This window comes from Mixta mediterraneensis (assembly GCF_014946725.1).
GTDB lineage: Bacteria > Pseudomonadota > Gammaproteobacteria > Enterobacterales > Enterobacteriaceae > Pantoea > Pantoea mediterraneensis.
Map to the genome: position 1 here is coordinate 257,797 of NZ_JACFXY010000005.1, position 12,584 is coordinate 270,380.

Annotated in this window: 7 protein-coding genes; 5 read left to right on the forward strand and 2 right to left on the reverse strand. The window is 51.2% G+C overall.

What is annotated here, in order from left to right:
- Positions 1-21: 21 nt before the first annotated feature.
- The 4 genes from hpf to npr all read left to right on the forward strand — a co-directional run bounded on the left by hpf (position 22) and on the right by npr (position 2,113).
- Positions 22-309 (forward strand): ribosome hibernation promoting factor, encoded by a 288-nt coding sequence (gene hpf, locus H2P46_RS11690; protein ID WP_193405218.1) that lies wholly within the window; start codon positions 22-24, stop codon positions 307-309.
- A gap of 153 nt (positions 310-462) precedes the next feature.
- Positions 463-942, forward strand: a complete 480-nt coding sequence (gene ptsN, locus H2P46_RS11695) for a PTS IIA-like nitrogen regulatory protein PtsN (protein WP_193405266.1) — start codon at positions 463-465, stop codon at positions 940-942.
- A gap of 47 nt (positions 943-989) precedes the next feature.
- Entirely contained in the window at positions 990-1,844 is an 855-nt protein-coding gene (gene rapZ / locus H2P46_RS11700) for an RNase adapter RapZ (protein ID WP_193405219.1), read from the forward strand.
- A complete protein-coding gene (gene npr / locus H2P46_RS11705) occupies positions 1,841-2,113 on the forward strand; it encodes a PTS phosphocarrier protein NPr (RefSeq protein ID WP_193405220.1) in 273 nt (90 codons plus the stop codon). Before rapZ ends, npr begins: the two co-directional genes overlap by 4 nt.
- A gap of 3 nt (positions 2,114-2,116) precedes the next feature.
- On the opposite strand, the gene mtgA is transcribed toward npr, so the two are convergent.
- Both mtgA and arcB read right to left on the reverse strand, forming a co-directional pair.
- Complete coding sequence (gene mtgA / locus H2P46_RS11710) at positions 2,117-2,833, reverse strand: monofunctional biosynthetic peptidoglycan transglycosylase (protein WP_193405221.1); 717 nt, start codon at positions 2,831-2,833, stop codon at positions 2,117-2,119.
- 877 nt (positions 2,834-3,710) lie between these two features.
- Positions 3,711-6,047 carry an aerobic respiration two-component sensor histidine kinase ArcB gene (gene arcB / locus H2P46_RS11715; RefSeq protein ID WP_193405222.1) on the reverse strand — a complete coding sequence of 779 codons (2,337 nt, stop codon included), beginning with the start codon at positions 6,045-6,047 and terminating at the stop codon, positions 3,711-3,713.
- 893 nt (positions 6,048-6,940) lie between these two features.
- Here arcB and H2P46_RS11720 point away from each other — a divergent pair.
- Positions 6,941-12,472, forward strand: a complete 5,532-nt coding sequence (locus H2P46_RS11720) for a glutamate synthase-related protein (RefSeq protein ID WP_193405223.1) — start codon at positions 6,941-6,943, stop codon at positions 12,470-12,472.
- Positions 12,473-12,584: the final 112 nt, after the last annotated feature.

Consider the following 12,584-nt stretch of genomic DNA (forward strand, 5'->3'; position numbering starts at 1 on the left):
AAGAAATGAGAAGGAAGACCTATGCAGCTAAACCTCACGGGGCAACACGTTGAAATCACTGACTCACTACGTGAATTCGTCAGTGGGAAATTTGCCAAACTGGAACACTATTTTGATCATATCAATCAGGTTTATATTGTTCTGAAAATTGAGAAGGTCACTCAAATTGCCGATGCGACTTTACACGTCAATGGTGGCGAGCTGCACGCCACATCGGAAGCGGAAGATATGTATGCGGCTATTGACGGGTTGATTGATAAACTCACTCGTCAACTAACCAAACACAAAGACAAACTGAAAAAACACTAACCTTCACGCTGGCAGAGCGCTTATCGCGCTAACGCGGACAGGATGGGGCGGATTAACCGCCCCGTTTTGTCATCTATGCCAGCGCCATCTGATGTCAGCATAAACGTGACATGCCTGCCTCAGTGGCTATGTGAACTCGCAAGTGAAACGATGATGAACAACGATCTGACCCTGGAATTGAGCTCAGTACTTTCGCTGGACTGCACCCGCAGCGGCGTACATTGCCAGAGCAAAAAACGTGCGCTGGAAATTATCAGTGAACTGGCCGCTAAGCAGCTCAACCTGCCGCACCAAACGCTTTTCGAAGCCATTCTTACCCGTGAGCGCATGGGAAGTACCGGCATTGGCAACGGGATTGCTATTCCTCACGGTAAGCTGGAGGAGGATACGCTTCGCGCCGTTGGCGTGTTTATCAGCCTTGAACAGCCTATTGCCTTTGACGCGGTGGATAATCAGCCGGTCGATCTGTTGTTTGCCCTTCTGGTCCCGGCAGATCAGTGCAAAACGCATTTGCATACCCTTTCTTTGGTAGCAAAAAGACTGGCAGATAAAACGGTCTGTCGCCGCCTGCGTGCGGCGCAGAGTAATGAAGAACTCTACGCCATCATTACCGAAAATCAGCCAGAACAATAAAGCGTCACTACCGGCCCCGCGCCGGTTTTAAAACGGGAGAGAAGGTCATGGTGCTGATGATCGTTAGCGGTCGGTCAGGGTCAGGAAAATCAGTGGCACTGCGTGCACTGGAAGACATGGGATTTTACTGCGTTGATAACCTGCCGGTGGTGTTATTGCCAGCGTTAGCAAACTCGCTGGCCGAGCGCAATATCTCCGCAGCCGTAAGCATTGATGTGCGTAACATGCCAGAGTCGCCGGAAATCTTCGAGACTGCGCTGAACAATTTGCCTGATACGTTTTCACCACAGCTGCTATTCCTTGACGCCGATCGCAATACCTTGATCCGCCGCTATAGCGATACGCGTCGCCTGCATCCGCTTTCCAGTAAAAATCTGTCACTGGAAAGCGCGATCGATGAAGAGAATGATCTGCTGGAGCCGCTGCGCTCACGTGCCGATCTGATTATCGATACCTCAGAAATGTCAGTGCATGAGCTGGCAGAGATGCTGCGCACGCGTCTGTTGGGTAAACGTGAACGTGAACTGACCATGGTTTTTGAATCATTCGGCTTCAAACATGGTATTCCGATTGATGCCGATTACGTATTTGATGTGCGCTTTTTACCCAACCCGCACTGGGATCCTAAACTGCGCCCTATGACAGGTCTTGATCGTCCGGTTGCCGCGTTTTTAGATCGTCATACGGAAGTGCACAACTTTATCTATCAGACGCGCAGCTATCTGGAGCTGTGGCTGCCGATGCTGGAAACCAATAATCGCAGCTACTTAACCGTGGCAATCGGTTGTACCGGTGGCAAACATCGTTCGGTATATATCGCTGAACAATTAGCTGATTACTTCCGCTCCCGCGGTAAAAATGTGCAGTCTCGCCATCGTACGCTGGAAAAACGCAAATCATGACCATCAAACAAACGGTAGAAATCAAAAACAAGTTGGGTATGCACGCCCGCCCGGCTATGAAGCTGTTTGAATTAGTCCAGAGTTTTGATGCAGAGGTGCTGTTGCGAAATGAGGCGGGCACAGAAGCTGAGGCCAGTAGCGTCATTGCGCTCTTAATGCTGGATTCTGCCAAAGGCGGTCATATTGAAATCGAAGCCAGCGGCCCGGAAGAAACCCAGGCGCTGGCGGCGGTTATTGAGCTGTTTGAAGCGGGCTTCGACGAAGAATAAGTCCTAAAGCCTGTTACGTTGCAGAAACCTTTCGCCGCCTAACTGGCGCATTTGCCGCATGATCCATTGCTGACGCTGGCGAATGTACCCCGACGGCGCATCAGCGTGAAAACGAATGGGATTGGGCAACACAGCAGCAAGTAGCGCCGCTTCCGACATCGTCAGGCGGCTGGCCGGTTTATGGAAATAGCGCTGCGCGGCAGCCTCCACGCCAAACGTCCCCGCGCCGAATTCAGCAATATTCAGGTAAACCGTAAGTATGCGGCGCTTAGTCCATACCGTTTCGATCCCTACCGTCAGCCCCGCCTCCAGCCCCTTTCGTAGCCAGCTACGTCCATCCCATAAGAACAAATTTTTCGCCGTTTGTTGTGATAAGGTCGATGCGCCACGCATTCTTTCATCGCGGCTGTCTAATACCGATTCAATCGCCGCCATATCAAAACCCCAGTGTACCGGAAACTTCTGATCTTCAGAGGCAATAACCGCTAATCCTATCCACGGGGAGATGTCGTCGTGCCCAACCCAGTCGGAATGTGCCACATAATCGAAATGACCGCTGAACCAGGCACCGAGTTGACGTTCAACCATGACGGCTGAAAAAGGGACCGGCAGAAATGAGAAAAGCAGAATCCCCGCTAACCATCCTCCTAACACTGCCAATATTATGCGTAAAGTTAGAGACTTAATTCGCTGCCCTGGGCTTCCTTTATACTTGTTCATGCAATGTTCTCTTACTTGTTTTAAGCATTAATCAATCACTGCGTTAACGACTGGATTAAACGCCAATTTTCCGGCAAAAAATGGCTGCCTTACTGAGCAGCTTCTGTACGAATCACGACAAAAAGCGGGAATTTCACTGAAACAGATCGAATCACTTCAAGCACTTCCGTTAAAAAGGAATCGGTTCCATCACGTTGTCGTATTTAGCTAATTTTTAAGTAAATACTTAACGATTTATGATATACGCGCCTGAGAAAGTTTAGTGTTATTTAACTATAATCGCATTCCTTGTTCTATATTCTTCTTTGCCTGATCAAAAAATTACGATTATCGAGAAAATTCTGGCCCTTTACCATCTACTAAACAGCAAAATACGTTCAAATTTTAACCGGAATTCATCAGAAAATTAATTGCCATAACTGTTAACTGGAAATTTCTCCGCCAGCTTTCCAAAAAGTTTTGGATAAACACTAAACGATTCAGCACTGGGCTTTACTTATCAACCTGTTAACGACAGAAATCGCCCTTTTTACAGGATTGTTATCCATTTGGTGCATGGGCATTTCGTTTAACATGATTCGGTGATGTAAAAGCGAGCAAAAAAGCCAGCGAATGATCAAAATTAGCGCAATACAACGCGTAAATTAATTCCTTACTTGACTGTGTTGCCAAATTAATGTTTTCTGTATTTAAACGCTGCTCAACATCACACATTTTAATGAATCTTGTCACAAACTACGATGAATTTGCTAAACTGATTTCAGTGTTAACCAATACCACGCTGTTGCGCTCAAATCCTCTAAGTATAGCAACAGCGCTTTTTTCCCTGGTGTTGGCGCAGTATTCGCGCACCCCGGCCTCGGCTGGGGTCATTTTTTTAGGGCTTTTCCTTTTCAGCAACCCATTCGCGTAATACCTGTACCTCGTGACGCCATTCGTGCTTCAACTCGTCAATCCATTCCGTTACCTTATCCCACCAAGCTGGCAACTCGGGGCTTTGAATTTGTTTCGCCAGCATCTGCAGATGTTGTAGCCCTACCGATCCCGCCGCGCCTTTAATTTTATGTCCCTCTTCGGCAATGCCTTTCTGGTCACGTGCCATCAGATTAGAATCCAGCACATCCAGATACCCTGGCATCATCTGCTCAAACATAGACAGACTTTGGGTAATCAGGCCAGGGCCAACCAGTTCGAGGTATTGTTCGAGCATCGGCACATCAAGCAGCGTGTGGGTTTTATCTTCCACCGGCGCGCTTTCTCCTTCATCAGCCTCGTCCTGGTCATCCCAGAATTTCTTAATAATCGCCGTTAAAGCCGGAACGGCCAGCGGTTTGCTCAACACCTCATCCATTCCGGCGTCCAGATACTCTTTCTTATCTTTCAGCACGTTGGCGGTCAGCGCGACCAGTGGCGGCAATGGCCCGTTTTGGTACTGCTGATGAATCGCACGAGAAACATCCAGCCCCGTCATATCGGGCAGCTGGATGTCCAGCAGAACTAAATCAAACTCCAGCGGATCAAACATCGCCAGCGCCTCGCCGCCGGTCATGGCGACCTCAACGCTACAGCCAAGCTTTTCAAGCACCGAACGCGCGACAATCACGTTCAGCTCAATATCCTCTACCAGCAGCACGTGCAACGCGGGTAGCGGCATAGGATCATCGATACCGTCATCTTCAACTTCTTCGGCAACCCGAGGTGCTTTGATCACGACAGTAAAGCAAGATCCTTGCCCCGGCGCGCTATCCACGCTGATGTCGCCGCCCATTGCCTGCGCCAGTCGACGCGACACCGCAAGCCCTATGCCGGTGCCGGTTGCGGGTTTGCCGCCGTGCTGATCTTTCACCTGATAGTACATGGCGAAAATTTTGTCCTGCTCCTCCTGACGGATGCCTAAGCCAGAATCCTGTACCTCAAAGCGCAGCGTTTCATCCTGTTCATACGCGACGCGCACGACAATTTCACCCTGTTGCGTGAACTTCACCGCATTCCCAATCAAATTCCACAGGATTTGACGCAGCCGGGTACCATCGGTAGCGATCTTATGCGGCAGTGGCAACTGCGGAGCCATAACAAATTTCAGCCCTTTCGGCTGTGCCAGCAGGCCAGAAAGATTTTCTAAATCGGCAAGGAAGCTGGTGAAATCAACCGGCTGGTTATCGAGTTGTACTTTACGACGCTCGATTTTATCGACTTCAATCACGTCATTAAAAATATTGCCGAGCGTAATAGCCGAAACGTGGATGGTTTTGAGGTATTTAAGCTGCTCCTGGTTGAGATCGGTGTCCAGCAGGATACGACTCAAACCGACAATGCCGTTAAGCGGCGTACGCAGCTCATGGGTGATGGTAGAGATAAAAACGGTTTTCTCCCGGCTGGCATTCTCTAACGCGTCCTGATAGCGCTTACGCTCGGTTATATCACGGCCAAACCCCATCAGCCCGCTGCGTTTACCTACGCGATCGTAATACGGCACTTTACGAATTTCAAAGCAGGCTTTACGCCCATCTGGATATTGCAGCCACTGCTCATAAGTCAGCGCGACATTATGGCGAAACACTTTTTCATCCGTTTCCAGGACTTTTGTCGCCGCATCGTCGTCATAAATATCGCGCGGCGTCAGTCCAATCAGCTGCTTCTCGCTTTTTCCGGTCAGTAACTCCATTGCGCGGTTACAGCCAGAAAATTGCTTATCAATGTTGCGGTAGAAAACCAGATCGGGCGAAGCATCAAGAAAGGATCGTAAAAAGGAGGATTGCTGCTCCAGTTCGATCTGCGCCTGCTCACGTCGCGCCACTTCTTCCCGTAGCTTGTCCATCACATGTTCGCGGGCCAGCTCCGCTTTTTTACGGTCAGCAATCTCCTGGTTCAGCTGGGAAATCGTTTCTTTCATCTGCTGGTTGAGCTCCAGATCGCGGGTACGCATCTCTTCCAGCTTATCTACCAGCCGCGCCAGCCGTTGACGCGAATCTTCCAGCTGATCAACCACTACCGACAGAAAATAGACCGCCCACGGCGTGATGAGCAGGCCAAAGAATACCGATCGCACCATATCGATACTTTCTACATGCCCGCGCAGCACCAAGGTAACCGCCATTTGTACAATCATCGCCAGCACGACCAGCGCCGAGGCTAATAGCAACGAAAAGCGAATCAGGCCGAGCTTAACCATCAAATCAACGTAATATTGTGCCAGCAGGCGAATTTGTTTCATAAAGACTCCCTGGATGAGAAACAGGCACATAATAGCGTAGTTGTACCGCCGCTGGCTTTACGCATCTGAGGCAGATAGCGGAAGGGTTGCGCTGTTTTGGTGCGACACACCGGCTGATCGCCGACGTTTATGACATATGCATTAAATCCCTTGACTAATTGTGCTAACTGAATAATCTGTAGGGCCGCCAGCTTAATGGCAAATAAATTAGCTTCTTATTTTTTTCAATATCCTGGCAGCGTCCTGTTGCACAGGCACATCCTTATTTTTGCATACCCATTCATCTTAAGCGTAATTTTAAGCAGATTCCCATTGATTAATTTTACTTATAACGTCGCCCTGTTTCATTCAAATATGCCGCTATAAGAAAAACAGATACATCCTGTGCATGAAGGGGCCGCAGCAGCATTTCATGCTAATAAAGACCTTATCACCAGCATGGTGCAGAGATTTGGACGCTGCACCACAGTGAGACAGTTCACATTTATTGGCCTTTTCCCAGCCGGTTAACCCTACCCTATTTTCCATTAAAAACCTTAAATTACAGATGGTTAACCTCAAAAAAGCCCGGTTAACGACTATAACTTATCTTATTTGACCTGTATCGCCTTTCCCGATAAGTTGGAAATCCGCTGAAAGCTTTCCTGACGGGCCAGTGTCTCGCCATATCTATGCAATAAGAAGACTCCCCCATGGTGTAAGTCATCTCCTTTAAGAGACCGGAAATCAAAGAGCAGCTCAATTAAGGACGTTTTAAACCTGTCTGGAGTGAACTGCCCGGAGCAATAACGCCCGTTCGACAGAGCGAGCTGCTGAATATGAAACTGCGCCTGTTGGCGCTTAGTTATTGAAATAATGCAGGTAATGTCAAAAGCAGTTTAAGGAGACCCTCAATGTCCACTCAAAAACCTAATTCCTATGGCTTGTATGACCCAGCAGCAGGGAGTGATAGCTGTGGTGTAGGTTTCATTACCCGTAAGGACGGCGAGCAGACCCATGAGATCCTGCAGATGGCGCATGGCGCCCTTTGTACCGTACCTCACCGCGGGGGCATGTCGGCTGAAGGCGTCGGTGACGGCGCTGGGGTAAACGTCGATCTTTCATTACATTTCTTTCGCAAGATAACCGGTCAGGCGCTGGAAGCCGGACGCTTTGGCGTGGGTAATTTCTTTGTACCAAAAGATGCCAGGCTGCGCGCGAATGCAGAACGTCTGGTAGAAGAGACGCTGACCCACTTTAATCTGCCGATCATGATGAAACGTGACATGCCGCTTGACAGCAGCGTGACGCGTCCGGCTGCTGTGCAGTTCCAGTTACCCATCGTGCAGTGGATTTTCTCTGCACCGCAGGATGTGGTCGATCAAAATGACTTCGAACAACGCATCTACCGCGCCCTGCTGGCTATCGAAGCCCGTGCCTTTACTGAAAGTGAATTTGGCGGACTCTATCCGCTGTCGCTCTCTTCCCGTACCCAGGTATTTAAGGCGCGTCTGAATTCCAATGAAGTGATTCCTTACTTTAAAGACCTGACCGATCCCGATCATCAGGTACGCGGGTTATTCTTCCATACGCGTTTTTCAACCAATACCGATCCCCATACCACCATGGCGCAGCCGTTCCGGCTGATGGCCCATAATGGTGAGCTCAACACCGACCGTAAAAACCGTATTGCGGAATCGGCGCTGGCGCTGGCGCGTGGTAAGAAGATTGTGCGCCCAAAAGGCCAGTCAGACAGTTCGCGCCTCGATCAAAGTATTCACAGCCGCTTAATGGAAGACAGTCTTGATTTGATTACCGCAGTGGTTTCTATGATGCCGCCAGCCTGGGAAAACGATACGTCTTTAACCAAAGACGTTCGCGATATGCTGGAGTACTTTTCACTGTACGAAGAGAAGAACGATGGCCCGGCTGCGCTGATTTTCGGTAACGGTGAAGTGATTGGCGCACGCCTTGATCGCCTTGGCCTGCGTCCGCTGCGTTCGGTTGAAACAGCGGAATATATCGGTGCGATGTCGGAAGCCGGTCAGATTGCCTTTCCGCCTGAAAGCGTTCTGCGTCGTGGCCGTATTGAAGCAGGCGGTATGCTCTACTTCGATCATCGCGAAAAACGCAGTTACACCACGCACCAGGCGCTGGAAAAACTGGCGGCGGAAAAAGATTATTCTGCCCTGCTGGCTAAATCCCGCGTTGGCCTGAACGATCTACCGGTGATCCCGGCCGAGAAGCAAGGCTCACCATTGCGCTATCGGGGCGATCTCAAAGCCTATCAACGCTTCGTGGCGTACTACTACAATCAGGAAAGCTTCAAATTCATGATGGACCCCATGCTGACAACCGGCGCAGAGAAAATCTCCGCGATGGGTTACGGCAACGCCATCAACGGCTTATCTGATCACGAAGGCGGCGTAGCGCACTATTTTTCCCAGCGCTTTGCCCAGGTAACCAACCCGCCGCTGGACTCAATTCGTGAAGTGGATGGCATGACGCTGCGCGTAGCGCTGGGGGCAAAACCGCATCTGGGCCGCAGTAAAGGGCGTCAGATCATCGTGCCAACACCGATCCTCAGCCATCTCGATATGCTGCAACTACGCGAGCAGAATGTCGCGCCTTATGCGCGCTTCGAAATGCTGTACGAACCCGTAACCGGCAAAGATTTACTGAGCCGCACCGCGAATGCCAATGCGCTGGAAAAAGCCATTGATGATTTGGCGCAGCAGGTGGTGGATTTCGCTCGTTCCCAAGGCGGAATCGCCGTGATCACCGATCGCCACGTCTCCTCAACCCAGGCAGCCATTCCCATGCTGCTAGTGGTTTCCGCCATTAATCAGCGTCTGGTACAGGAAGGTTTGCGTCTTGATGTCTCGCTGGTAGTAGAAAGCGGCCAGAGCATTTCTTCACACCATATTGCTGCCGCGTTGGGCTTTGGCGCATCCGCTATTTATCCGCTTGGCGTACAGATGCGCGCCGAAGAAAAATATGGTGAAGGTGAAGAAGGTAATAAAGCCTTTAAACGCTATGCGAAAGCGGCTGAAAAAGCGCTGATGAAAACCATGGGCAAAGTTGGCCTGTGTACCGTTGAAAGCTATAGCTGCGGTGAGTTTTTTGAACCGAACTTCCTCAACACCGACGATCCGGTGCTGAAAAAGTATTTTCCAAATATCAAAACACCGGTTGGTGGTGCAGGCTTTGCAACTATCGCGCAGATGGCCGTTGACTGGCACCAGAGCGCGCTGAAAATTCAGGGCGAATCTGATGTTCCGTTACTCGGCCTGTTTAAAGAGCGTGCTGAGGGGGCGGGCCACTCTTACGGCACTATCGCCGTTCGTACTTTTATTGATATGACTGAAGAACCTATCCGGTTTGCTGATAAAGCGCGTGAAGAGGATAACTTTATCCGACTGATGACGCTGGCCAAACTGGATAATGCATTTGGTATCAAAGCCGACTCTTTCAAAGACAGCAGCTTTGAGCGTATCCCCAATGAAGTCATCAATAGCTTTGCGATTACCGCGGATTATCGTCAGTTCTCCAGCCTGATGTATGAAGAACGTAAACGCCGTCCGGCCGCGCTACGCGATATTTTGGCCTTCCCGGCCGATTTGACGCACATTGACAGCGAAGCTGAGTTCCGTCGCAAACTGGGGCGTTATTCACTCACCAATAATGGTTTTGCTACCCGCGGTTTGGTATGCGAAGCGGTTGATGGCAGCCTGAATCATTTTACGCTGCATCTGACCGATGCCATTAAAGGTTTAAAACCAGAAAGCGAGCGTCTCGCCGCACTGGCACAGGCACTGAAATCCCGCTTCAATGACGAAATTGAAAGCACCGAGGTGGTAAATGAGAGTTTACACGTCGTCGCTTATGGCAAAGCCGCTGAGTATCTGTCGCGTATTTTTACCAGCCTGCCTTCGTTGCCTCTGAACGAAGTTCAGCCGGCCTGCGAAATCACGCGTACTTTTGCTTCCGGTGCGATGAGTCACGGCGCACTGGTGGCACCAGCGCACGAAGCAGTCGCGCATGGCACCAATATGGTGGGCGGCATGAGTAACTGTGGTGAAGGTGGCGAACACCATTCACGTCACGGCACCATTCGCGCATCACGTATTAAACAGCTGGCTTCGGGCCGTTTTGGCGTATGGGCAGCCTATTTAGCCGACCCGATGCTGGAAGAGCTGGAGATCAAAATTGGTCAGGGTGCGAAACCAGGCGAAGGCGGCCAGTTACCGGCACCGAAAGTAACTGTGGAAATTGCGGCCGCACGTGGCGGCACTCCAGGCGTGGAGCTGGTTTCACCGCCGCCGCACCATGACACTTACTCTATCGAGGATTTGGCGCAGCTTATCCACGACTGTAAAGCTGCACGCGTCCGCGTCATCGTTAAACTGGTTTCTTCTGAAGGCATCGGCACGATTGCTGTCGGCGTAGCAAAAGCGGGCGCCGACGTGATCAACGTCGCGGGTAATACTGGCGGCACCGGCGCAGCGTCGGTGACCAGCCTGAAGTATACCGGACGCGTAGCGGAAATCGGCATTGCCGAAGTGCACCAGGCGCTGTGCGCTAATGGCTTGCGCGAGAAGGTTCAGTTGCGCTGTTCTGGCGCGCAGCAAACCGGTAGCGATGTCGTAAAATCGGCGCTGCTGGGTGGCGACAGCTTTGAGTTCGGTACTACCGCGCTGATGATGCTGAAATGCGTGATGGCGAAAAACTGCAACGTTAAATGCCCGGCTGGTTTGACTACCAATGCCGAAGCGTTTGATGGCGATCCGCGCCAGCTGGCGCAGTATTTTATGAACGTGGCGCATGAAGTGCGTGAAATTCTGGCCCGCATGGGCTTGCGTTCGCTGCGTGAAGCGCGTGGGCGTTCTGATCTGCTGCACCTGATGGATCACCCACTGGAAGTCGGCAGACTCGACCTGCGTGCAATGTTAACCGTAGTGCCAGAACTAAAAATCGATCATCCGGTTTATCTGGAAAAAGATTTCGAATTAGACGATGCCTGGGTTGAGCAGCTGAATAATGAACTGGTTACTCAGGGCAAAAACGACGTTGCACTGGGCCATAACGTCACGCTCAACAACCGTAATAAGAGTGTCGGCGGGCAGTTAGCGATTGATATTGAGCGTATGCTGAACCACATGCTGACGGCAGATCAATGGCAAGCGATGCCAGCCGTCTTGCAGGATGATCGTGGGCGTCGTTACCTGGCACCAGAAACGGTGAAGATCACCACTTCCGGCTCGGCGGGACAGTCTTTTGGCGCTTTCTGCAACGACGGTATGCAGATGAAACATTACGGCACCTGTAATGACGGCGTAGGTAAAGGCCAGTGTGGCGGCGAGTTAGCCATTATGTCACCAGGCGGCGGCGCGCAGGACAGCGATGGCAACGTGCTCATTGGTAACTTTGCACTGTTTGGCGCCACAGGCGGACGTCTGTTTGTGCAGGGCCAGGCGGGTGACCGTTTCGCCGTACGTAACTCAGGCGCAACGGCGGTAGTCGAAGGCGTGGGGGATTTCTGCTGCGAGGACATGACTAACGGTGCCATCCTCAACCTTGGCACCTTCGGTAAAGGCTTCGGTAATGGTATGAGCGGCGGCTTCGCCTATCAGTACGATCCTTATGGATCGCTTGCCAGCTACGCTGCCGGTGATTCGGTGCTGTTCGGTTCTATTGCCGCACAGGACGAAATGGCGCAAACGCACAAGCAAGCGGTGCTGACGATGCTGAACTGGCATCTGGAAGCAACCCACTCGCCGCGTGCAGCCTGGCTGCTTGAAAACTGGGAAACGGAATGCCAGCATTTCATCTACGTAATGCCGCGTTCACTGCTGCTGTATCAAGACGGTGGCGAGATCCTGAAAGCAAAATCACGCAAAGATTTGCTGGAAGAGCTATCAACGGCACTGGCCGGGCATCAGGTTGCGAAGTTCAAATCAGCCTGGCGTGATGGTAAAACGATTGCTGATGGCGCAGTACCGGCTTATGGCGCAACCGACACGCTGGAAATGTTCGTGCTGCTAAACAACTATACCGTGCTGAGCTTTGCCCAGCAGCTGGCGCTGGGTAAATTACCGAAAGGCACAGCTGTGGAAGATCCGGCGGTGGAAAAAGCGGTACGTAATCTGCTGATGACCGAGGACTTTTCGCTGATCAGCAAATTGCAGCGTCATGCCCGCTCCGCAATTGAGAGCTATAGCGATGACGAACTGGCCAGCCTGATTGGCACCAAGCGCATGACGGATTATAAAGCGGCGCTGAAGCAACGTAACATTCGCTCAATGGACAGCCTGGCAACGTATGGCTGGATCATGTATCAGGATGCCTGTAACCGTGAAGTTCTGGGCCATCTTCCTGATTTTGAAGAGCTGTTCGCACGTGCTGCCTTGCCAGAAATCGCGGCTGCTGTCGGCAAATTGTCTTGAAAGCAACACACACGAATATGAACATTAATAATTACCCTGAATAATTCGGGTTGCAGGACGGCGGTAGCCCCGCGAATTCCCCAGGCACAGAGTGACGCTGCGCCTGGGGTAG

What these genes read in the sequence shown, in the direction of transcription:
- H2P46_RS11720 (WP_193405223.1), top strand. Translation starts at nt 6,941, where the DNA reads ATGTCCACTCAAAAACCTAATTCCTATGGCTTGTATGACCCAGCAGCA.
- ptsN (WP_193405266.1), top strand. Translation starts at nt 463, where the DNA reads ATGAACAACGATCTGACCCTGGAATTGAGCTCAGTACTTTCGCTGGAC.
- hpf (WP_193405218.1), top strand. Translation starts at nt 22, where the DNA reads ATGCAGCTAAACCTCACGGGGCAACACGTTGAAATCACTGACTCACTA.
- mtgA (WP_193405221.1), bottom strand. Translation starts at nt 2,833, where the DNA reads ATGAACAAGTATAAAGGAAGCCCAGGGCAGCGAATTAAGTCTCTAACT.
- arcB (WP_193405222.1), bottom strand. Translation starts at nt 6,047, where the DNA reads ATGAAACAAATTCGCCTGCTGGCACAATATTACGTTGATTTGATGGTT.
- npr (WP_193405220.1), top strand. Translation starts at nt 1,841, where the DNA reads ATGACCATCAAACAAACGGTAGAAATCAAAAACAAGTTGGGTATGCAC.
- rapZ (WP_193405219.1), top strand. Translation starts at nt 990, where the DNA reads ATGGTGCTGATGATCGTTAGCGGTCGGTCAGGGTCAGGAAAATCAGTG.